Here is a 26,026-nt window from a genome sequence, read left to right on the forward strand (position 1 = left end):
AACAGGTCGATGGCGTAACCGAATTCGGTGATGATCTCGGCCGGGGTGCCGTCGTCGGCATAGCGGTCGTACAGGGTGACGTGCAGGTCGGTCTTGGCCAGCTGGGAATCGAAGTTCACCGCGCTGACCGACAGGCCGGGCAGCTCGAAGGTGGTCTCGGCCAGGTTCTGGAACGACAGGCCCACCTGGAACAGCGGGTTGCGCGCGGTCGAACGCACCGGGTTGAGCACCTCGACCAGGCGCTCGAACGGCACGTCGGCGTTGGCGAACGCCTCCAGGTCGCGTTCCTTCACATCGGCGAGCAGCTCGGTGAACGGCGCGCCCGGCGTCACCGCGGTGCGGAACACCAGGGTGTTGACGAACATGCCGATCAGGTCGTCGAGTTCGCGTTCACCGCGACCGGCGATCGGGGTGCCGACGGCGATGTCATCGGTGCCCGACAGCCGCGACAGCAGCACCGCCAGCGCCGCGTGCACCACCATGAACAGCGAGGCGTTGTTGGCCCGCGCCAGTTCGTGCAGGCGGGCGTGCCGCTCGGGATCGATCTCGAACCGGATGGCCTTGCCGTGGAACGACTGCGCGGGTGGGCGCGGCCGGTCGGCGGGCAATTCCAGCTGATCGGGCAGATCGGCCAGCGTGGCCTTCCAGTACGCGACCTGCTTGGCGGCCAGCGATTCCGGATCGTCCTCGTCGCCGAGCACCGCGCGCTGCCACAGCGCGTAGTCGGCGTACTGCACCGGCAGCGGCGCCCACTGCGGGGCGTCACCGTTGACGCGGGCCACATAGGCGGCCATCACGTCGCGGGCCAGCGGGCCCATCGAGGAGCCGTCGGCGGCCACGTGGTGCACGGTGAAGGCCAGCACGTGGTCGTCGGTGGCGGCGCCGGTGTCGTCGGCGACGATGCGGAACAGCGCCACCGCGAGCGGCACCTCGACGGTGACGTCGAAGGTGGTCATGGCGAATTCGATGACCTTGGCCACCAGCTGCGATTCCGGCACCGCGATCACCGTCAGGTGCGGGGCGTACCGCTCCGCCGAGCCGATCACCTGGTGCGGGCCCTCGGCCGAACGCGGGTAGATGGTGCGCAGCACCTCGTGCCGGGCGAAGACGTCGCCGATGGCCTGTTCCAGCGCGGCCACATCCAGGCGGCCCGACAGCCGCACCGCAAGCGGAATGTTGTCCACCGCCGAGGTCGCGGTGTCGAACTGGTTGAGGAACCAGTACCGCTGCTGAGCGGGCGAGAGCGGAATGCGCTCCGGCCGCTCCCCCGCGGTCAGTTCGGGGCGGGCCCGGCCGGAACCGGCGTTGCGCTCGACCCGGTTGGCCAGCGCGGCCACGGTGGACGCCTCGAACAGGTCGCGCACCGCCAGCTGGGTGTCCAGTGCCGCGCCGAGTCGCGCGGTGACCTGGGTGGCCAGCAGCGAGTTGCCGCCGAGGGCGAAGAAGTCGTCGTCCAGGCCGATCCTGGCCACACCGAGCACGTCGGCGAAGGTGCCGGCGACGATCTCCTCGATCGGGGTGGACGGCGCACGGAACGCCTTGGCCTCGAACACCGGCGCGGGCAGCGCCTTGCGGTCGAGCTTGCCGGAGGCGTTGAGCGGGAACTGATCGAGCACCACGAATGCCGTCGGCACCATGTACGCGGGCAGTTCGGCGCCGAGGCGGGCGCGCACGCTCTCCAGGTCGATGCTCTGACCCGCGGTGGCCACCAGGTAGCCGACGAGCTGGTCGCCGAGGCGGTCATCGGAGCGGACCAGCACGACCGCCTGGGCGATCTCGTCCAGCCCGGTCAGCGCGGCCTCGATCTCACCGAGTTCGATGCGCAGACCGCGCAGCTTCACCTGGAAGTCGGTGCGGCCCAAGTAGTCCAGCTCACCGTTGCGGTTCCAGGCCACCAGGTCACCGGTGCGGTACATGCGCTCGCCGGTGCCGAAGGGGTTGGCCACGAACCGATCCGCGGTGAGATCCGGGCGCGCCACATACCCGCGCGCCAGCTGCACGCCGGCCAGATACAGCTCACCCGCGACACCGGTCGGCACCGGGTTCAGGCGGGCATCGAGCACGTACACCTGTGTGTTGAACACCGGCGCGCCGATCGGCACCGACACGGTGTCCGCCTCGGTCACCTCGTGGAAGGTGACGTCGACCGCGGCTTCGGTCGGGCCGTAGAGGTTGTGCAGCCGGGCGCCGGTCAGTTCCTGCATCCGCTGCGCGGTGGCGGCGGGCAGCGCCTCACCGGAGGCGAAAACGTTGCGCAGGCTGGTGCATTCGTCGGCACGTTCCTCGGCGACGAACACCGACAGCATCGACGGCACGAAGTGCGTGGTGGTCGCCCGCTCGGCGGTGATGAGTTCGATCAGGTAGCCGGGATCACGGTGGCCGTCCGGCTTGGCGACGACCAGGCGTGCGCCGATCTGCAAGGGCCAGAAGAACTCCCACACCGACACGTCGAAGGTGGACGGCGTCTTCTGCAACACCACATCGGAGGCGTCCAGCTGGTAGGCCGACTGCATCCACACCAGGCGGTTCACGATCGCGGCGTGCGCGACCGCCACACCCTTCGGGCGGCCGGTCGAGCCGGAGGTGAAGATGACGTAGGCGGTATGGGTCGGCAGCAGCGGCGCGGTGCGCTCGGCATCGGTCACCGGTGCGGCCGAGTAGCCGGACAGATCCAGTGCCTCGATCTCCAGCGTGGTGCGCTGGCCCGCGTCGAACTCGTCGGCGGCGGTGGTCAGCACACAGACCGGATCGGCGGTGTCGAGGACGTAGCGGGTGCGGTCGGCCGGATGATCGGGGTCCAGCGGCACGTAGGCGCCGCCGGCGACGGCCACCGCGTACATGCCCACGACCAGTTCGATCGAACGCCGCATACCCAGCGCGACGTGGGTGTCCGGGCCGACCCCGAGCGTGATCAGATGCCGGGCCAGGCGGTTCACACGGGCGCTGAACTGGGCGTAGGTCAGCGTGGTGTCGGCGAAGGTGAGCGCCGGGGCGTCCGGGGTGCGCGCGGCCTGCGCCTCGAACATCGCCACCAGCGTCGCCGGATCGGTCCCGGACGGGCTCGCCGACAGCGCGGCGGCCACGTCGAACTCGGTCGCGTTCCACTCCGACACCAGCCGCTCGCGCTCGCCGGCGTCGAGCAGATCGGCATCGCCGATCGCCGCGGCCGGCTCGGCCACGGCCGCACTCAGCATCCGCAGCAGCCGCTCGGCCAGCGAAGCGACCGTGTCGCGGTCGAACATGTCGGTGGCGTAAGCGAATTCGGCGCTCATGCCGTCGGCGCTATCGGTGAGGTTCAGATGCAGATCGAACTTCGCCGTCACCACATCCAGCGGCAGTCCGGCGACCTCGAGGCCGGGCAGCTCGAAGGTGGTCTCACCGGTGTTCTGGAACGACAGCATCACCTGGAACAGCGGATGCCGCGCCTGCGAACGTGCCGGGTTCAGGATCTCCACCAGCCGCTCGAACGGCAGATCCGCGTGCCCGAAGGCCGCAAGATCGGTTTCCCTGGTGCGGGCGAGCAGCTCGGTGAACGGCTCATCGGGCCGTACCTCGCTGCGCAGCACCAGGGTGTTGACGAACATGCCGATGGCGTCGTCGAGCGCGGCCTCACCGCGGCCGGCGACGGCGGTGCCGATGGCGATGTCGTCGCTGCCGGACAACCGCGACAGCAGCGCCGCGAAGGCCGCGTGCACGACCATGAACAGGCTGGCGCCGTGTTCGCGGGCCAGCGCGTTGAGTCCGCGCAGCAGTTCGGCGTCGATGCCGAACTCGTAGACCTCACCGCAGTTGGACGCCACCGCGGGCCGGGACCGGTCGGCGGGCAGGTCCAGCTGCTCGGGCAGTCCGGCCAGCGTGCTGGACCAGTAGGCGACCTGCTGGGCGATCAGCGAGGACGGATCGTCCTCCGAACCCAGCGTGTCGCGCTGCCACAGCGCGAAGTCGGCGTACTGCACCGGCAGCGGCGCCCAGCCGGGGGCCTCGCCGCGGGTGCGGGCCGCGTAGGCCACCATCACGTCGCGGGCCAGCGGGCGCACCGACCAGCCGTCACCGGAGATGTGGTGCACCACGAACACCAGCACGTGGGTCTCGGGTCCTTCGCCGTCCACCACGTGGAACAGCTCGGCGCGCACCGGGACCTCGGCGGTGACCTCGAAGCCGGTGAGCACCAATTCGCTGATGCGGTCGGTGATCTCGGCCTGGCGGACGTCGACCGGGGTGAGGTCGAGGCGATGCTGTCCGGCGGGCAGCACCACCTGCACGCCCTGACCGTCGGCGGTCTGCGGATAGACCGTGCGCAGCACCTCGTGCCGGTCGATCACGTCGGCGACGGCCAGCGCCAGCGCGTCGGTGTCGAGGGCGCCGGTGAGCCGGACCGCGAGCGGGATGTTGTTGACCGCGGTCTGGTTGTCGAAGCGGTTGAGGAACCACATGCGCTGCTGGGCCAGCGACAGCGGCACCTCGTCCGGGCGCGGCCCGGCGACGAGCTCGCGGCGGCGGCCGGTGCCCGCATGCGATTCCAGCTTGGCGGCCAGCGCGGCCACCGACGGCGCCTCGAACAGGGTGCGCACCGGGACGCGGGTGTCGAGGGCGGCGCCGAGCCGGGCCACCACCTGGGTGGCGATCAGCGAGTTGCCGCCGAGATCGAAGAAGTCGTCGTCCAGGCCGACCTGGCGTTCCCCGGGCAGGCCGAGCACCTCGGCGAAGGTGTTCGCGACGATCTCCTCCACCGGGGTCGACGGCGCCCGGAACTCGCGCGCCTCGAACTCCGGCTCCGGCAGCGCGCGCCGATCCAGCTTGCCGTTCGGGTTGAGCGGCATGGCGTCGAGCACCACGATCGCGGCCGGGACCATGTAGGACGGCAAGCGACCGGACAGGTGCGTGCGCAGCGCGTCGAGATCGACGCTCGCGCCGCCCGCGGGCACCACATAGGCCACCAGCAGATCGCCCGTGCGGGCATCGGAGCGGACCACCGCCACCGACTGGGCCACCGATTCGTGTGCGGTGAGCGCGTTCTCGATCTCACCGAGCTCGATGCGCAGACCGCGCAGCTTCACCTGGAAGTCGGTGCGGCCCAGGTAGGTGATGGTGCCGTCGGCGTCACGGGTGACGAGGTCACCGGTGCGGTACATGCGCTCGCCGGCACCGAACGGGTTGGCCACGAAGCGATCCGCGGTCAGATCCGGACGGCCGACATAGCCGCGGGCCAGCTGATCGCCGGCCAGGTACAGCTCACCCGCCGCACCCGGCACCACCGGGTGCAGGCGCGCGTCCAGCACGTAGGCCTTGGCATTCCACACCGGCGCACCGATCGGCACGGCGCCGTCGACCTCGGCGGCGACCGGGGCGGCGGTGGCGTGCACGGTGAACTCGGTCGGGCCGTACAGGTTGTGCAGCTCGGCCGTGCTCACCCGGCGGATCGCCTCGACGGCGTCGCTGGTGAACGCCTCACCGGCGATGAACAGCAGCCGCAGCGAGGTGAGTTCGGCGGCCGAGACGCTGCCGGCGAACACCGTCAGCATGGACGGCACGAACGAGGTCATGGTGACGCGCTCGGCGGCGATCACCTCGGCGAGGTACTGCGGGTCGCGATGCCCGTCCGGGCTCGCGATCACCATCCGACCGCCGGTCGACAGCGGGCCGAACAGCTCCCACACCGACACGTCGAAGGTGGCGGGGGTCTTGAACAGCACCACATCGTCGGCGCCGATGCCGTATTCGCCGGTGATCCAGCGGATCTGGTTCACCACGGCCGCATGCGGCACCGCGACGCCCTTGGGGCGGCCGGTGGAACCGGAGGTGAAGATGACGTAGGCCGGATGCTGCGGACGCAGCGGTGCGAGGCGTTCGGCGTCGGTCACCGGGGTGGCGTCGTAGCCGGACAGGTCCAGCTCGTCGAGCACGACCGTCGACAGACCGGTGGCGTCGAAGCCGTCGCGCGCGGTCGTCAGCACGCAGACCGGCGCGGCGGTGTCGAGCACATAGTCGATGCGCTCGGCGGGCTGATCGAGATCCAGCGGCACGTAACCACCGCCGGCCTCGTGCACCGCGTACATGGCCACGACCAGGTCCACCGACCGGCGCAGGCCGAGCGCGACCAGGCGCTCCGGGCCCACACCCAGACCGATCAGGTGGCGGGCCAGCCGATGCACTCGCTCGCCGAATTCGGCGTAGCTCAAGGAGATTCCGGAGGCCGGGTCGACCAGGGCGACGGCATCCGGGGTGGCGGCCACCTGCGCGGCGAACTCGGCCACCAGGGTGGACGCGTCGCCGAGATCATGGGCGGTCTCGTTCCAGGCGCGCAGCGCGCGATCGGTCTCGCGGGCGTCGAGCAGGTCGATATCGCCGATGGCGCGGTCCGGTTCGGCGGCCACGGCCGCGAGCAGCCGGTTGAAGCGGCGGCCGAACTGGGCCATGGTGGCCGCGTCGAACAGGTCGGTGGCGTAGATCAGTTCGGCGGTGATGCCGCCGTTCTCGCCGTTCTCCGACAGCACCAGTTGCAGGTCGAACTTCGCCACATCGATCGGCAGCTCGACGCCGCTGACGGTGAGGCCGGGCAGTTCCAGGCTGTTCTGGCCGGTGTTCTGGAACGACAGCATCACCTGGAACAGCGGATGCCGCGCCTGCGAACGCGCCGGGTTCAGGATCTCCACCAGCCGCTCGAACGGCAGATCCGCGTGCCCGAAGGCCGCGATATCGGTGGAGCGGACCGTACGCAGCAGGTCGGTGAAGGTGGCGGCGCCGTCGACCTCGGTGCGCAGCACCAGGGTGTTGACGAACATGCCGATCAGGTCGTCGAGCGCGCGTTCACCACGGCCGGCGACCGGCGTGCCGATGGCGATATCGGGCTCACCCGACAGCCGCGACAGCAGCACCGCCAGCGCCGCGTGGGTGACCATGAACAGCGTCGCGCCGCGGGTGCGGGCCAGCTCGGTCAGCGCGGCGTGGGTCTGCGCGTCGATCTCGAAGACCTCGGTCGCGCCCTGACCCGACGCGACGGCCGGGCGGGGCCGGTCGGCGGGCAGGTCGAGTTGTTCGGGCAACGCGCGCAGGGTCTCGGTCCAAAAGCCGATCTGCTCGGCGATCACCGATTCCGGATCGTCCTCGGAGCCGAGCACCTCGCGCTGCCACAGCGCGAAATCGGCGTACTGCACCTCGAGCGGACGCCAGGCCGGTTCGCCGCCCTCGACGCGGGCGCCGTAGGCGGTCATCACGTCACGGGTCAGCGGGCCCATCGAGAAGCCGTCGGCCGAAATGTGGTGCACGACAAGGGCGAGCACATGTTCGGTCGGGCTGATCTCGAACAGCCGGGCCCGGAACGGCACCTCGCCGGTGACGTCGAAGCCGGTGTGCACCAGTTCGGCGACGCGCGCGGGCAGTTCGGCCTCGGTGACCTCGACCGGGCTCAGGTCCGGGATCACCTTGGCGGTGGGCACGACCTGCTGGTAGGCGGTGCCGTCGACCTCCGGGTAGAAGGTGCGCAGCGATTCGTGCCGGGCCAGCACATCGGCGACCGCGATCTGCAAGGCCTGCCGGTCGAGCAGACCGGACAGCCGCACCGCGGCCGGAATGTTGTCGACGGCCGATTCCGGATCGAAGCGGTTGAGGAACCACATCCGCTGCTGGGCCAGCGACAGCGGCACCAGTTCGGGACGCTGCTGCGGCACCAGCGCGGCGCGCGCACCGGCACCCGCGCGGGATTCGGCCCGTGCGGCCAGCGCGGCGACGGTGGACGCCTCGAACAGCTCGCGCACGCCGAGGTCGGTGTCCAGCGCGGCCGAGAGCCGCGCCGCCACCTGGGTGGCGCTGAGCGAGTTACCGCCGAGGGCGAAGAAATCGTCGTCCAGGCCCACCCGGTCCAGGCCGAGCACATCGGCGAAGGTGGTGGCCACGATCTCTTCCACCGGCGTGGTTGGGGCGCGGAACACCGCGGCCTCGAACACCGGCGCGGGCAGCGCCTTGCGGTCCAGCTTGCCGGAGGCATTGAGCGGGAACTCGTCGAGCACCATCACCACGGCCGGGACCATGTAGGCAGGCAGCTGCCGTCCCAGATCCTCGCGCAAGGTCTCGGTGTCGACCGGAACACCGGGCGCGGCAACGACATACGCCACCAGTTGATCGCCGGTGTGCTGATCGCCGCGGACCACCACGACCGACTGGGCGACCTCGTCCAGCCCGTTCAGCGCCGCCTCGATCTCGCCGAGTTCGATGCGCAGGCCGCGCAGCTTCACCTGGAAGTCGGTGCGGCCCAGGTAGTCCAGTTCGCCGTCGGCGGTCCAGGCCACCAGGTCGCCGGTGCGGTACATGCGCTCGGAGGTACCGAACGGGTTGGCCACGAATCGGTCGCTGGTCAGGTCGGGGCGGGCCACGTACCCGCGCGCCAGCTGGGTGCCCGCGAGGTACAGCTCACCCGCGACACCCACCGGCACCGGCCGCAGCCGCGCGTCCAGCACGTAGACCTGAGTGTTGTAGACCGGCGCACCGATCGGCACGGTGTCGGTGTCGGCGTCGGTGACCTCGTGGAAGGTGACGTCGACCGCGGCTTCGGTCGGGCCGTACAGGTTGTGCAGCGCCGCGCCGGTCAGCTCGCGCAACCGGTGCGCGGGCTTGGGCGAGAGCGCCTCACCGGAGGCGAACACCATGCGCAGCGACGCACACTGCGCGGCGGCCGCATCCGCGACGAACACCGCGAGCATGGACGGCACGAAGTGGGCGACGGTGACGCCCTCGGCGGTGATGATCTCGGCCAGGTAGCCGGGGTCGCGGTGGCCGTCCGGCTTGGCGACCACCAGGCGTGCGCCGATCTGCAAGGGCCAGAAGAACTCCCACACCGACACGTCGAAGGTCGCGGGTGTCTTCTGCAACACCACATCGGAGGCGTCCAGCTGGTAGGCCGACTGCATCCACACCAGACGGTTCACGATCGCGCCGTGCGAGACCGCAACACCCTTCGGCCGACCGGTAGAACCGGAGGTGAAGATGACGTAGGCGGTGTTCGACGGCCGCAGCGGGCTGCGCCGCTCAGCATCGCTGATCGGTCCGTCGGTGTAGCCCGACAGGTCCAGCAGGTCGATGCGCACCTGCGCGGTGTCGATGTCGAGATCGTCACCCGAGGTGAGCACACACACCGGATCAGCGGTAGCGAGAATGTATTCCGTGCGCTCGGCCGGATGATCCGGATCCAGCGGCACATAGGCGCCACCGGCCACACTAACGGCGTACATGCCGACCACGAGGTCGATGGAGCGCCGCATGCCCAGCGCCACATACGATTCCGCGCCAACACCGCGCTCGATGAGCCAGCGGGCCAGCAGGTTCACCCGAGAGGCGAACTCCGCATAGGACAGAGTTGTCCCCTCGAACGTGACGGCAGGCGCGTCCGGGGTGCGCGCGACCTGCGCCTCGAACATCGACACCAGCGTCGCCGCATCGTCGACTTCGTGCGCGGTGTCGTTCCAGCCCGACACCACCAGCTCCCGCTCGGCGGCGTCGAGCAGCTCGATCTCGCCCACAGCGACAGCAGGTTCGGCGGTGATGGTGCCCAGCACCCGGACCAGCCGGTCGGCGATCCGCCGCACGGTCTGCTCATCGAACAGATCCCGCAGGTAGCCGGCCCGAATCCGCAGCTGCGTATCGAGCTGAGCGATCAGCGTCAGCGGGTAGTGCGTGGCATCGGCCGCATCCAGCCCGGTGACGGCCATACCGTCGATATCGGCCGCCTGAGCCTGAATCCCCTCGGCATCAACCGGATACGACTCGAACACCACCAGCGTGTCGAAGAGCCCACCAATCCCCGCCGCCGACTGAATCTCGGCGAGGCCCACATAGTGATGGTCCAGCAGGTCCGCCTGCTCACCTTGAGTCCGGCTCAACACATCAAGCACAGACTCGGAAGCATCGAATCGAACCCGAACCGGGACGGTATTAATGAACAGACCTACCATGGACTCCACGCCCGCCAGTTGAGCGGGACGGCCGGAGACGGTGGTGCCGAACAGGACGTCGTCGTTGCCGGTCATCCGGCCCACCAGGATCGCCCACGCGACCTGGAGCACCGTGTTCGGAGTGACGCCGAGCTCCGCGGCCAGCGCCGTCATCCGCGCGGTCGTGGCCTCGTCCAGCTCGAACAGGTACTCACCCGACAGCGAGGTGATCTCGCGGCCGCTGTCCGGGCGGGCGAGCAGGGTCGGCTCGCTGATGCCGCGCAGCGCCTCGGTCCACGTCGCGAGCGAGGCGGCGTGATCCTGCTGAGCGACCCACTCCAGGAAGTGCTTGTAGGAACGCACCGCCGGCAGCGCGTTCACATCGCCGTGCACCGCGTACAGCACCAGCAGGTCCTGCATGAGCAGCGGCATCGACCAGCCGTCGAGCAGGATGTGGTGGTTGGACACCACGAACTGCCAGCGCGCGCCACCCTCGGCGCTCGCGTCGGCCACCTGGATCAGGGTGAACCGGATCAGCGGCGGTTCGGCCAGATCGAAGCGCCGCATGCGGTCGGCCTCGATCAGGTCGGTGGCATCGCCGGTCGCCGCGATGCGCCCGGCGGGCCCGGAGGCGGTAGCGGAGCGTGACCACGCAGGGCCCTCGGAAGCATCGCCATCAGACACGGTGCGGTCGTATTCGGACCAGTCCACCCGGACGCTGTCGAGCACCACCTGCACGGGGTTGCCGTCGTGGTCGGAGACGAACGCGGTGCGCAGGTTCTCGTAGCGGTCCACCAGCGCCTGCGCGGCAGCGCGCAAGCGGTCGGCGTCGACGCGGCCGGTCAGCGTCAGCACCGCCTGCGCGGTGTAGACGTCCACCGAATCGGCGGCGAGCCTGGCGTGGAACAGCAGACCGGACTGCAACGCCGACAGCGGCCACACATCGGTCAGCGCCGGGAACCGCTGCTCCCAGCCGTCGATGTCGCGCTGCTCGGTGCGCACCAGCGCGAAGTCGGACGGTGTGTGCCCGCCCGCACCGGTTGAATTGGCATGCCGGGCAACGGCTTCCAGCGCGGTGACCCACAATTCGGCGAACTCGCGCACCGACGCGGCGTCCAGCAGGGTGGACGGGTAGCCGATATTGGCGGTCAGCTTGTCGCCCACCACGATCGCGTTGACGTCCAGCGGCGCCATCGCGGGCATATCCGCGTCGTAGGCACCACCCAGCGAACCCAGCTCGGGTGCCGGAATCCAGCCGAAGCCGCGCAGCGATTCCGGCACGTCGCCGTCGGAGACCCGGCCCAGGTAGTTGAAGCTGATCTGGCCGGGCAGCTCGTTGGGCAGTTCGGCGGCGGTGTCGCTGTTGAGGTAGCGCAGCAGGCCGTAGCCGATGCCCTTGTCCGGCACGGCGAGCAGCTGCTCCTTGACCGCCTTGAGCGCGGCGCCCAGCGCGGGACCACCGGCCAGCGCGGCGTCGATATCGATGCCGCGCAGGTCGAAGCGCACCGGGAAGATCGCGGTGAACCAGCCGACCGTGCGGGACAGATCCGCGCCGGCGACGATGTCTTCCTCGCGGCCGTGGCCTTCCAGGCGGATCAGCAGCGAGTCGTCGGGCCGCACCCCGCTGGTACGCCGCGACCGCCAGACCGCGGTGGCCAGGGCCAGCGCGGTGAGCAGACCGTCGTTGACGCCGCCGTGGAACAGTGCGGGCACCGTGGTGAGCAGGGCCTTGGTGACCTCGGGCGACACCTCGACCTGATGCTTGTCGATGACGCCGGAGGTGTCCACCGCGGGATCCATCGGGCGTTCGGTCAGCAGTGGATCGGCGACACCGACCACCGAACGCCAGTAGTCGAGTTCGGCGACCCGCTCGGGGTTGCGCGCCTCGCGTTCGAGGGCGTGCGCCCAGGCCCGCATCGAGGTCGCGGGCGCCACCAGTTCCGGTTCCTGACCGGCGGTGAGCTGGCCCCAGGCGGCCACGAAATCGGGTACCAGGATGCGCCAGGACACACCATCGACCACCAGGTGATGGGCGACGACGATGAGCCGGCCCGCGCGGTCGGCGCGGTCGGGTTCCAGCCACACGAACCGGACCACCACACCGGCGGCCGGATCGAGCCGGTTCAGCGAGGCGTCGAGCGCGGTGGCGGCCAGGTCGAACAGTTGCGCGTCGTCGACGTCGGCGGAGAACACCGTGTGATCGATCAGCGCGTCCACGTCGACGGTGCCCGGCGCCGCGGTCTCCACGATCCAGTCGCCGGCGGATCGGCGCAGGCTCGCGCGCAGCATGTCGTGCCGGTCGATGACCGCGCCGACGGTGGCCGCGATGCCCGCCCGGTCGATGCCGACCGGAAGTTCCAGCGCCAGCGTCTGATTGAACCGGCTGAACGAGCCGCGCCGCTGCGCCATGAACCGCACCACCGGGGTGAGCGGCATGGTGCCGACACCGCCGCCGGGCAGCTCTTCCAACGCGGGTGCGGCGGTCGAGGCTCCGTCGGTGGTCTCGGCGACCGCGGCCAGACCCGCGACCGTGCGCTGCTCGAAGACGTGGCGCGGGGTGAACACCACACCGCGCGCCTTGGCTCGCGACACCAGCTGGATAGAGACGATGCTGTCGCCGCCCAGGGCGAAGAACGAATCGTCAACGCCGACCCGTTCCACGCCGAGCACCTCGGCGAAGACCTCGGCGATGGTCTGCTCGACCGGCGTGCGCGGGGCCCGGAACACCACCTCGGTGGCGAAGACGGGCTCCGGCAGTGCCTTGCGGTCCAGCTTACCGACGGGGGTCAGCGGCACCCGGTCGATCACCATGATCGACGAGGGCACCATGTAGGCGGGCAGGCGGTCCTCGACGTGCGCCGTCAGCGTCGCGACGTCGATCGAACGGCCCTGCGCGGCAACCACATACGACACCAGCGAGACCGCGCCCGCGGCGTTCTTGTGGCCGATGGTGACCGCGAAGTCGACCGTCTCGTGCGAGGCCAGCGCCGCGTCGATCTCACCGAGCTCGATGCGGAAACCGCGCACCTTCACCTGGAAGTCGGAACGCCCGACGTACTCGACCTCACCGTTCCGTGTCCAGCGGACGACGTCGCCGGTGCGGTACATCCGCTCACCGTCGCCGTACGGGTTGGCGACGAACCGGTCCGCCGTCAGCCCCGGCCGCGCGTGGTAGCCGCGTGCCAACTGCACGCCCGACAGATACAGCTCACCCGCGACACCCACCGGCACCGGCCTGAGCTGGGCATCCAGGATCAGCGACCGCATACCGCGGATCGGTCCGCCGATGGTCACCGTCTCGCCCGGCACCAGCGGATCGCTGATGTTGGTCATGATGGTGGTCTCGGTGGGGCCGTAACCGTTGTGGAAGTGGCGGACCTCGCCGGACTCGCCGTCCAGCGGCACCGCCCACTTGGCCACCAGTTCCGGCGGGCAGGCCTCACCACCGGCGACCAGCACCCGCAGGGTGTCCAGGCCGCTCGGATCGAAGGTGGCCAGCGCGGCCGGGGTGATGAACGCGTGGGTGACGCGCTCGCCGCGGATCAGCTCGGACAGCTCCTCGCCGCCGTACACGCCCGGCGGCACCACGACCAGCGCACCGCCCGCACCGATCGCGAGCAGCAGCTCGAGGATCGAGGCGTCGAAGCTCGGCGAGGCGAAATGCAGTGCGCGCGAATCGGAATCGAGGTCGTAGCGCTCGATCTGTTCAGCGCTGAAGTTCGCCAGGCCGCTGTGGGTGACCACCACGCCCTTGGGGACGCCGGTGGAGCCGGAGGTGTAGATGACGTAGGCCGGATGCTGCGGCCGCACCGGGCGCACCCGGTCGGCATCGGTGATCGGGCCGCCGTCGAATCTGTCCAGGTCGAGGTCGTCGAGCACCAGCCAGCGCGCCGATTCCGGCAGCCCCGCGCGCACCGACGCGACGGTGAGGCCGACCGGCGAACCGGAGTCGGTGACCATATGCGCGATGCGCTCGGCCGGGTAGTTCGGGTCCACCGGCACGAAAGCGGCGCCGGTCTTGGCGACCGCCCAGGCCGCGAACACCGAATCCGCCGACCGCGGAACACCCACGGCCACCAGGTCTTCGGCGCCGATGCCCTCGGCGATCAGCAGGCGGGCCAGACGGTTGGAGCGCTCGTCCAGCTCGCCGTAGGAGACAGTGGTCCCCTCGAACACCACGGCCGGTGCCTTCGGGTCGCGCGCGGCGGCCTCGCTCAGCAGGTCGGCCAGCACCCGCGGCGCCACGGCCGGGGCACCGGTGCGGGAGACCAGATCGGCGCGCTCGCCGGCATCGAGGACGTCGATCGCGCCCACGGTGATCGTGGCGTCGGCGGCGATCGCCTCCAGCACCCGCCGCCAGCGCGCGGCGATCTCGGTGACGGTGGACTCGTCGAACAGCTCGGTGGCGTAGGTCAGCGCCAGCGCCATGCCGGAACCGGGTTCGCCGTGCTCGGAGAGGGTGAACTGGAGATCGAAGCGGGCGACGTTCTCTTCCAGATCCAGCGCCGACACCGAAAGCCCCGGCAGTTCCAGGCTGGTGCGGTCGAGGTTCTGGAACGCCAGCATCACCTGGAACAGCGGGTTGCGGGCCTGCGAACGCTCCGGCGCCAGCAGCTCCACCAGCCGCTCGAACGGCACATCGGCATTGCCGTAGGCGTCCAGGTCGGTGCGGCGCACCCGGTCGAGCAGCTCGGTGAACGATTCGGCCGGGTCGATGCCGGTGCGCAACACCAGGGTGTTGACGAACATGCCGACCAGATCGTCGAGGGCCTGCTCACCGCGGCCGGCGATGGGCGTACCGACGGCGACGTCATCGCTGCCGGACAGCCGCGACAGCAGCACCGTCAGCGCGCCGTGCATGACCATGAACAACGAGGCGCCGCTACGGCGAGCCACCTCGTCCAGGGCGGCGACCAGCTCGCCGGGCAGTTCGGTGTGCAGGGTGGCGCCGCGCAGCGAGGCGACGGCCGGACGCGGCCGGTCGGTCGGCAGCGCCAGCTCGTCCGGGATGCCGTCGAGCGCGCGCTGCCAGTAGGCGACCTGACGGGCCATCAGCGACTGCGGGTCGTCCTCGGAGCCGAGCACCTCGCGCTGCCAGAGCGCGAAATCGGCGTACTGCACCGACAGCGGCTCCCAGCCGGGTGCGCTGTCCTGGATCCGGGCGCTGTAGGCAAGCATCACGTCACGGGTGAGCGGGCCCATCGAGAAGCCGTCGGCGGCGATGTGATGCACCACCACGACGAGCACATGCTCGTCGGCGCCGGCCTGGTACAGCCGGGCGCGCAGCGGAACCTGTTCGGCCACATCGAATCCGGTGGACACGAACGCGGTGACCACCTCGAGCAGTTCACCGGCGTCAACCGGAACCGGGTTCAGGTCGAGATGGATCTGCTCGGCCGGCACGATCACCTGGACCGGGCTGCCGCCGTGCTCGGGGTAGCGGGTGCGCAGCGATTCGTGCCTGCGCACCACATCGGCCACCGCAAGGCGCAGGGCCTCGACGTCGAGCGCACCGGTCAGCCGCAGCGCGATCGGCAGGTTGTAGGCGGCCGAGGTGGTGTCGTACTTGTTCAGGAACCACATGCGCTGCTGCGCGAACGACAGCGGCACGGTTTCGCCGGTGGCGCGCGGGCGCGCCGTCAGCCGGGTCCTGGCATCGGTGCCGGTATGCGACTCCACCCGCGCGGCCAGCGACTCCACCGTCGACGCCTCGAACAGCGTGCGCACCGGCACCGTGGTGCCCAGTGCCGCGCCGATGCGCGAGACCACCCTGGTGGCGATCAGCGAGTTGCCGCCCAGGTCGAAGAAATCGTCGTCGACGCCGACCCGCGGCAGATCCAGAACCTCGGCGAACACCGCGGCCACTGTCTCCTGCACCGGCGTAACGGGGGCACGGAAGGCGCGCGCCTGCACGGCCGGGGCCGGCAGCGCGCGGCGATCCAGCTTGCCGTTGACGGTCAGCGGAATCCATTCCAGCCGCACCACGGCCGAAGGAACCATATAGGCGGGCAGCAGCTCCGCCGCCCCCTCGCGCACCTGGTCCAGATTCGGTGCGGTATCCGGATCCGATACCACGTAGGCGACGATCCGCTGATCGCCCGGCTGGTCCTCGCGCACGATGACCGCGGCCTGCGCGATGCCGGGCTGCGCCAGCACGGCGGATTCGATCTCGCCGAGCTCGATGCGGAAACCGCGCACCTTCACCTGATCGTCGGCGCGACCCAGGTATTCGAGTTCGCCGAAGCGGTTCCAGCGCGCCAGGTCGCCGGAGCGGTACAGGCGCGAGCCCGCACCGTCGCCGAGCGGGTTGGCCACGAACCGCGTCGCCGACAGATCCGGGCGGCCCAGGTAGCCGCGCGCCAACTGCGGTCCGGCCACATACATCTCACCCGCGACGCCGACCGGCACCGGCCGCAACCGGTTGTCGAGCACGAACACCTGGAGACCGGCGATGGCCCGGCCGACGATGCTGCCCGCGGCCTCGGCGATGGTCGCCGCGTCCAGCGCGCGATAGGACACGTGCACCGTGGTCTCGGTGATGCCGTACATGTTGACCAGCACTGGGGCCTTGTCCCCGTGCCGGGCGACCCAATCCGAGAGGCGGCGCAGCTCCAGCGCCTCGCCGCCGAACACCACGTACCGCAGCGACAGCGGTGTGGCGTCCTGGGCGTTGCGGTCGGCCTCGGCCAGTTGGTAGAAGGCCGACGGCGTCTGGTTGAGCACCGTCACCTTCTCCGCGCGCAGCAGTTCCAGGAACTGTTCGGGCGAGCGCGAGGTGTAGTAGTCGACGACGATCAGGGTGCCGCCGAACAGCAGCGGACCCCACAGCTCCCACACCGAGAAGTCGAAGGCGTAGGAGTGGAACAGCGTCCACACGTCGTCGGGGCCGAAACCGAAGTCGCGATCGGTGTTCGCGAACAGCCGCACCACATTCCGGTGCGCCACCGCGACACCCTTGGGGCGGCCGGTGGAGCCGGAGGTGTAGATGACGTAGGCGACGTGATCCGGGTGCAGCGGGGCGGGACGGTCGGCGTCGGTGATCGGCGCGTCGTCGGCGTCCTCCACATTGCCCGCCTCGACGGCGAACCCGTCCAGCACCACGCTCGGCAGGTGTTCGGGGACCGTCACCTGGACCGTCGAGTCGATGATCACGCTGGTCGGCGCGGCATCGGAGAGCACGTAGGCGATGCGGTCGGCCGGGTAGGCCGGGTCGACGGGCACATAACCGGCACCGGTCTTGACCACCGCGAGCAACGCGACGACCAGATCCAGCGAACGCGGCAGAATCACCGCGACCAGCGATTCCGGGCCGGCGCCGTCGGCGATCAGCCTGCGCGCCAGCACATTCGCGCGCCGATCCAGTTCGGCGTAGGTGAGGGTGTCGGCGCCGAAGCGAGCCGCGATGCGATGCGGGTGCGCGGCCGCGGCGGCGTCGAACAGGGTCGACAGGGTCGCCTCGGCATCACCGAAGATGCCGGTGGTCTCGGTCGCCAGCACATCGGCTCCCGAGGAAACCCACCGCTGCGACACGTCGAGCCGCTCGGCCTCGCCCAGCAGATCGATATCGCCGACGGCGACCGAGGCGTCCTCGGTGACTCCGCGCAGGATGCGCACCAGCCGGTCGGCGAAGGCGGAGACCGTCTCCGGATCGAACAGTTCGGTGGCGTAGTTCCACGACAGCGACAGCGCGCCGTCGCCGATCTCGCCGACGGTGAGCTGGATGTCGAACTTGGCGGTGCCCGGATCGAATTCGACCACGTCCAGGTCGAGACCGGGCAGCGAGACCGTGCCCATATCGGCGGCCGAGGCGGCCTCGAAGGTCAGCGCGATCTGGAACAGCGGGTGGTGGGCCTGCGAGCGGGCCGGGCTGATGACGTCGACCAGCCGCTCGAACGGCACGTCGGCGTGCGCGAACGCTTCCAGGTCGGTGCGGCGCACCTGCTCGAGCAGCGCGTCGAACGCGACGCCGGGTTCCACCTCGGTGCGCAGCACCAGGGTGTTGACGAACATGCCGACCAGATCGTCGAGCGCCTGCTCGCCACGTCCGGCGATGGGGGTGCCGATGGCGATATCGGTGCTGTTGGACAGCCGGGCCGCCCAGGTCGCCAGCGCCGCGTGCACCACCATGAACAGGGTGACGCCGTTGGCGCGGGCCAGCTCCTCGAGCTCACCACGCAGTTCGGCATCGATCGAGAAGGTGTGCGTGCCACCGGCATTGGTGGCGATCTCGGGCCGCGGCCGGTCGGCGGGCAGCTCGATCTGGTCCGGCAGGTCACGCAGCCGCTCGGTCCAGTAGGCGATCTGGCGGGCGGCCACCGATTCCGGATCGGATTCCTCACCGAGCACCTCGCGCTGCCACAGCGCGTAGTCGGCGTACTGCACCTCAAGCGGCGCCCAACCGGGCAGCTCGCCCCTGGTGCGCTCGGCGTAGGCGGTGACCACATCGCGCAGCAGCGGGCGCAGCGAGAAACCGTCGGCGCTGATGTGGTGCATGACCAGCACCACCACATGGGTCTGCGGATCGACCGCGAGCAGCGCGGCCCGGAACGGGATCGCGGTGGTCACGTCGAAATAGGTGCTCGCCAGCGCGACGATCCGCGCGGGCAGTTCCTCGGCGGTGACCGGTTCGGGGGTCAGCCGCACCCGCACCTCGTCGGCGGGCAGGACCCGCTGGTAGCCGGTGCCCTCGACCTCGGGGTACACCGTGCGCAGGGCCTCGTGCCTGGCCAGCACATCGCCGATGGCGGCGTTCAGCGCGTCGAGGTCGAGCTCACCGGTGAGCCGGATGGCGACCGGGATGTTGTTGACGGCGGTCTGATTGTCGAAGCGGTTGAGGAACCACATCCGCTGCTGGGCCGGCGACAGCGGCACCAGCTCCCCGCGCTCGCGCGGCACCAGCGGCACCTGCCCGCCCGCACCCGCCGACGACTCCACCCGGGTGGCCAGTGCGGCCACCGTCGGCGCCTCGAACAGCACCCGGACCGGGATCTGGGTGTCGAGGGCCGCGCCGAGGCGCGCCGCGACCTGAGTGGCGACCAGCGAGTTGCCGCCGAGGGCGAAGAAATCGTCATCGAGGCCGACGCGTTCGACGCCGAGCACATCGGAGAAGGTGCCCGCCACGATTTCCTGCACCGGCGTCACCGGGGCACGGAACGCGGTGGCGGCGAAGGTCGGCTCCGGCAGTGCCTTGCGGTCGAGCTTGCCGGAGGCGTTGAGCGGGAACGCGTCGAGCACGACGTAGGCCGCCGGCACCATGTAGGCGGGCAGCTGCTGACCGAGTTCGGCGCGCACCCCGTCGATATCGACCACGCGATCCGGGTCGGCCACCACATAGGCGACCAGCTGATCGCCGGTGTGCTCGTCCGACCGCACGACAACCACTGCCTGGGCGATGGATTCCAGTGCGGTGAGCGCGTTCTCGATCTCGCCGAGCTCGATGCGCAGACCACGCAGCTTCACCTGGAAGTCGGTGCGGCCCAGGTACTCCAGCTCACCGTCGGCGGTCCAGGCCACCAGGTCACCGGTGCGGTACATGCGCTCGCCCGCGGTGAAGGGGTTGGCGACGAACCGGTCCATGGTGAGGTCGGGTCGTCCGACGTAGCCGTGCGCGAGCTGCGCGCCCGCCAGATACAGCTCACCCGGGACACCCGCCGGCACCGGCCGCAGCCGCGCGTCCAGCACGTAGACCTGGGTGTTGAAGACGGGGGCACCGATCGGCACCGAGCTGGTGTCGGCATCGGTCACCTCGTGGAAGGTGACGTCGACGGCGGCCTCGGTGGGACCGTACAGGTTGTGCAGCCGGGCGCCGGTCAGCTCACGCAAGCGCTGCGCGGTGACCGCGGGCAGCGCTTCACCGGAGGCGAAGACGTTGCGCAGGCCGAGGTATTCGGCAGCCAGCGGTTCGGCCACGAACACCGACAGCATGGACGGTACGAAGTGCACCGTGGTGACCTGCTCGTCGGCCATGAGCTGAGCCAGGTAGGCCGGATCGCGGTGCCCGTCGGGCTTGGCGACGACCAGTCGCGCGCCGACCTGCAAGGGCCAGAAGAACTCCCACACCGACACGTCGAAGGTGGCGGGAGTCTTCTGAATAACCACGTCATCGGCGGCCAGACCGTATTCGGCGTGCATCCACACCAACCGGTTGACGATCGCCGCATGGCTGACCGCGACACCCTTGGGGCGGCCGGTCGAACCGGAGGTGAAGATGACGTAGGCGGTATTGCCCGGGCGCAACGGCCGATGCCGGTCGGCGTCGGTGAGCACCTCGTCGGAGAACGCCGACAGGTCCAGCTCATCGATGCGCACCTGCCGCGACAGCGTGGTGTCCAGATCGGAACCGGAGGTGAGCACGCACACCGGGCGCGCGGTGTCCAGGATGTAGTCGATGCGCTCGGCCGGATGATCCGGATCCAGCGGCACATACGCGCCACCGGCGACGCTGACGGCGTACATGCCGACCACCAGATCGATGGAGCGCCGCATGCCGAGGGCCACATACGATTCCGGGCCGACGCCTGCCTGCTTGAGCCAGCGAGCCAGCCGGTGCACTCGTCCGGCGAACTCGGCGTAGGTGAGACTTGTCCCCTCGAAGGTGACCGCGTACGCGTCCGGGGTGCGCGCGACCTGCGCCTCGAACAGCGAGACCAGGGTGGCGGCGGCATCGCCGACCGGCGAGGTCAGCGCTGCGTCGACCGGGAATTCGGTGTCGTTCCACCGGTCGAGCACCCGGGTGCGTTCGATGGAGTCGAGCAGGTCGATATCGCCGATCGAGGCGCCGGGCGCGTCGGCCACACCGCGCAGCACCCGCAGGAACCGCTCGGCGAAGGTGCTCGCGTAACCGGCGTCGAAAAGGTCGGTAGCGTAGACGAGTTCGGCGTCCATCTCCGAGTCCGCGCCGGGCACCTCGCTCAGCGTGAGCTGGAGATCGAACTTGGCCGTCGGCTGATCGATGCCGAGTTCGGTCACCGTGAGGCCGGGCAGCTCCAGTGAGGTGCGACCGAGGTTCTGGAACGACAGCATCACCTGGAACAGCGGATGCCGCGCCTGCGAACGCGCCGGGTTGAGCACCTCCACCAGACGTTCGAACGGCACATCGGCGTGCGCGAAGGCCGCCAGATCGCGTTCGCGCACCTGCGCGAGCAGCTCGCCGAACGACTGCGCGGGAACGACCTCGGTGCGCAACACCAGGGTGTTGACGAACATGCCGACCAGATCGTCGAGCGCCTGCTCACCACGACCGGCCACCGGGATACCGATGGCGATGTCATCGGTGCCGCTCAGCCGTGCCAGCAGCGCCGCGAACGCGCCGTGCACCACCATGAACAGGGTGGTGCCGGTGCTGTGGGCGACCTGGTTCAGTTCCTCGATCAGCGCGCCCGGCACCCGGAAGCGGTGGGTGCCCGCACCGTAGCTCGCGACGGCGGGGCGGGGGCGTCCGGCCAGCCGCAGCTCGTCGGGCAGCCCGGCCAGCGCGGTGCGCCAGTAGTCGAGCTGCTCGGAGATCAGCGAGGTCGGATCCTCTTCGGAGCCCAGCGCCTCACGCTGCCACAGCGCGTAGTCGATGTACTGCACCGCCAGCGGCGGCCAGCCCGGCTCCACCGACGCGGTCCTGGCGACGTAGGCCGTCATCAGATCGCGCACCAGCGGGCGCATGGAGAAACCGTCGGCGGCGATGTGGTGCACCACCACGGCCAGCACGAAGTCCTGCTCGGCCAGCTGGAACAGCCGCAGCCGCACCGGCAGCTCGGTGGTGACGTCGTAGCCGCGGGAGGCGAATTCGTAGAGGGCCGAACCGATCTCGTCCTCGCCGAGCGCCACCACATCCAGTTCGGGGATGGCCCGGGTCGAGGGCAGCACGCGCTGGTAGGCGACGCCGTCGTGGGACGGGTAGATGGTGCGCAGCGATTCGTGGCGCACGATCACATCGGAGACCGCACCGCGCAGCGCGTCCAGGTCGAGCACGCCCTGCAAGCGGACCGCGGCCGGAATGTTGTTGGCCGCGGAATCGGCGTCGAAGCGGTTGAGGAACCACATCCGCTGCTGGGCCAGCGACAGCGGCGGATGCTCCGGGCGCACCTGCTCGGTCAGCGCCTGCCTGGCGCCGCTGCCCGCATGCGATTCCATCCGCGCGGCCAGCGCGCCGACGGTGGGCGCCTCGAACAGAGTGCGCACACCCACCTGGGTGTCGAGCGCGGCGCTGAGCCGGGCCACCACCTGGGTGGCGACCAGCGAGTTGCCGCCGAGTTCGAAGAAGTCGTCGTCGACACCGACCCGGCCGACGCCGAGCAGATCGGCGAACACCTCCGCCACGATCTCCTCGATCGGCGTCGAGGGCGCGCGGAAGGCCTTGGCCTCGAACTTCGGCGCGGGCAGCGCCTTGCGGTCCAGCTTGCCGCTGGCGTTCACCGGGAAGGCGTCGAGCACCACGAGCGCGGCCGGGATCATGTAGCCGGGCAGCGTGGCGGCGAGTGCTGCCTTCACCGCATCGGGATCGATGACGGCGTCGGCTTCGCGCACCACATAGCCGACCAGCTGATCGCCGGAGTGCGCGTCGGCGCGCACCACCACGACCGACTGCGCGATACCCGGCTGCGCCAGGAGCGCGGCCTCGATCTCGCCCAGCTCGATGCGCAGACCACGCAGCTTCACCTGGAAGTCGGTGCGGCCCAGATACTCCAGTTCCCCGTCGCGGGTCCAGGTCACCAGGTCGCCCGTGCGGTACATGCGCTCGCCGGGAGCGCCGTACGGGTTGGCGACGAAGCGATCGGAGGTCAGGTCGGCGCGGCCGAGGTAGCCGAGCGCCAGCTGATCGCCCGCGAGATAGAGCTCTCCCGCGATACCGGGGGCGACCGGTCGCAGCCGGGCGTCGAGCACGAAGACACGGGTGTTCCACACCGGGCGACCGATCGGCACCGAGACGGTGTCGGCATCGGTGGCCTCGTGATAGGTGACGTCGACAGCGGCCTCGGTGGGGCCGTACAGGTTGTGCAGGCGGGCGCCGGTCAGCTCACGCAGCCGCTGCGCCGTCGGCGCGGGCAGCGCCTCACCGGAGGCGAACACCTGCCGCAGTCGCGGCGCGGGAAGCGCTGCGGCGTCACCGTTGTCGTTGCCGAGGGTGGCCACGAACACCGACAGCATCGACGGCACGAAATGCGCTGTGGTGATGCCCTGTTCGGCGATGATCCGCGCCAGGTACACCGGGTCGCGGTGCCCGTCGGGTTTGGCGACGACCAGGCGCGCACCGGTCTGCAAGGGCCAGAAGAACTCCCACACCGACACGTCGAAGGTCGCGGGGGTCTTCTGGAGCACGGCGTCGTCCGCGTCGATCGGGTACTCGTGCTGCATCCACAGCAGCCGGTTGACGATCGCCGCATGGCTCACCGCGACACCCTTGGGGCGTCCGGTGGAGCCGGAGGTGAAGATGACGTAGGCGGTGCTCGCGCCCAGGATCGGCCGTGCCCGTTCGGCATCGGTGATCGGGGCGGTGTCGAAGGCGGACAGGTCGAGCGCGTCGACCTCGAGCAGCGGTGCGCTCGCAGCGGTGAATTCATCCCGCGTGGTGGTCAACACGACTGCGGGCCGCGCGGTGTCCAGCACGTAGTCGATGCGGTCGGTGGGCTGATCCGGGTCGATCGGCACATAACCCGCGCCGGTCTCCAGCACCGCGTACATCGCGACGACCAGATCCACCGAACGCCGGATGGCCAGCGCCACCAGCGAATCCGCGCCCACTCCGTCGGCCAGCAGCCGGCGGGCCAGCTGGTGGACTCGGCCCGCGAACTCCGCGTAGGTGAGCTGCTCGTCTTCGAAGACCAGCGCCACCGCATCCGGGGTGGCGGCGGCCTGCTGCTCGAACATCGACACCAGGGTCGCCTCGGGCACCGGGTGGGTGGTGTCGTTCCAGTCGTTGAGGACCTTCGCCCGCTCGTCGGCGGCGAGCAGGTCGATATCGCCGATGGCGATGGTCGGGTCGGCGGTGATCGCGGCCAGCACCCGGTCCAGGCGGTTGGCGAATTCGGCCACCGTCGATTCGTCGAACAGATCCAGCGCGTAGGAGAACTCGGCCGACATGCCTGCGGCCTCACCCAGCTCATCCTGGGTTTCCGACAGCGTCAGCTGCAGATCGAACTTCGCCAGCCTGGCGTCGTAGTCGATGCCGTTGACCGAAAGTCCGGGCAGCTCGAGGCTGGCCTGACGGGTGTTCTGGAAGGTCAGCATCACCTGGAACAGCGGATGCCGGGCCTGCGAGCGGGCCGGGTTCAGCACCTCGACCAGGCGCTCGAACGGCACGTCGGCGTGCGCGAAGGCGTGCAGGTCGGTCTCCCGGGCCCGCGCGAGCAGCTCGTCGAAACCGGCGGCCCCGTCGACCTCGGTGCGCAGCACCAGAGTGTTGACGAACATGCCGATCAGATCGTCCAGCGCGGCCTCACCACGGCCGGCGACCGGGGTACCGATGGCGATATCGCTGGTACCCGACAACCGGGCCAGCAGCACCGCCAGCGCCGAATGCATCACCATGAACAGCGACGCGTTGTGCCTGCGTCCCAGCTCGACCAGCGCGCGCTGGGTCTCCCCGGAGATGACGAACGGGTAGGTGCCGCCGCGATAGGAGGCGGCGGCCGGACGCGGCCGGTCCGAGGGCAGCACCAATTCGTCCGGAAGGTCGGCGAGTTCGCGCGACCAGTACCGGATCTGGTTGGAGATCAACGAGTTCGGATCGTCTTCGGAGCCGAGCACCTCGCGCTGCCACAGCGCGTAGTCGGCGTACTGCACCGGCAGCGCCGACCAGGCGGGCGCCTCCCACGAGGTGCGCGCGGCGTAGGCCACCATGACGTCGCGGGCCAGCGGCCCCATCGACCAGCCGTCGGCGGAGATGTGGTGCACCACCATGCCGAGCACGTACTCGGTCTCGTTGATCTCGAACAGCCGTGCGTGCAGCGGCACTTCGCTGGTGACGTCGAAGGCCATCGAGGCCAGCTCGACCAGGTGATCGATCAGGTTGTGCTCGGTGACCGGGATCGGGGTCAGGTCCGGCACGATCTGGGCGGCGTCCAGCACCACCTGCACCGGGCCCGCGCTGGTCTCCGGAAAGACCGTGCGCAACGATTCGTGCCGGTCGATCACATCGATGACCGCGACCTGGAGCGCGGCGACATCGAGATCGCCGGACAGCCGGATCGCGACCGGGATGTTGTTGACCGCCGATTCGGTGTCGAAGCGGTTGAGGAACCACATGCGCTGCTGTGCCAGCGACAGCGGCACCTCCTCCGGCCGGTCCCGTGCGACCAGGGCCTTGCGGGCGCCGTCACCGGCGTGCGATTCCACCCGGGCGGCCAGCGCCGCGACGGTAGAGGCCTCGAACAGCATGCGCACCGGCACCCGGGTGTCGAGCGCGATGCCGAGGCGGGAGGCGACCTGGGTCGCGATCAGCGAGTTGCCGCCGAGTTCGAAGAAGTCGTCGTCCACGCCCACCCGGGTGATGCCGAGCACCTCGCCGAAGATCTGCGCGACGATCTCTTCGATAGGTGTTGTCGGAGCGCGGAATTCGCGCACCTCGAACACCGGAGCGGGCAGGGCCCTGCGGTCCAGCTTGCCCGAGGGGTTCAGCGGCAGCGCCTCGAGCACCACGATCGCCGAGGGCACCATGTAGGAGGGCAGGGTGCGGTGCAGCGCGCCCTTGATGCTGTCGATATCGACCGGGCCCGCGTCGGTGACGACGTAGCCGACGAGCTGATCGCCCGCCACCGTGTCGAGCACCAGCACCACGGCCTGGTTGACGGCCGGATGCTCGAGCAGCGCGGTCTCGATCTCACCGAGCTCGATGCGCTGACCACGGAACTTGACCTGGAAGTCGGTGCGGCCGATGTATTCGAGCACGCCGGCCGTGCCGACCTCGGGGTCGTGCGGTTCGGTCCAGCGCACCAGGTCGCCGGTGCGGTAGAGCCGGGATCCGGGCGGGCCGAACGGATCGGCGACGAAGCGTTCGGCGGTCAGGTCGGGGCGACCGTGATAGCCGCGGGCGGTCTGGACGCCGCCCAGGTACAGCTCACCGGGCACACCGACCGGCACGGGCGAGAGTCCCTCGTCGAGCACGTAGGCGC

General features: G+C 70.1%; 1 protein-coding gene (cut by both window edges). It reads right to left on the minus strand.

This entire window lies inside a single protein-coding gene on the minus strand: locus NOCYR_RS23965, encoding a non-ribosomal peptide synthase/polyketide synthase (protein ID WP_014353003.1). The 43,689-nt coding sequence extends 12,004 nt beyond the window's left edge and 5,659 nt beyond its right edge, so the window shows coding positions 5,660-31,685 — codons 1,887 (partial) to 10,562 (partial); reading right to left, the first codon wholly in view occupies positions 26,022-26,024. Both the start codon and the stop codon lie outside the window.

Origin of the sequence: Nocardia cyriacigeorgica GUH-2, from assembly GCF_000284035.1 — a bacterium.
Lineage (GTDB): Bacteria > Actinomycetota > Actinomycetes > Mycobacteriales > Mycobacteriaceae > Nocardia > Nocardia cyriacigeorgica_B.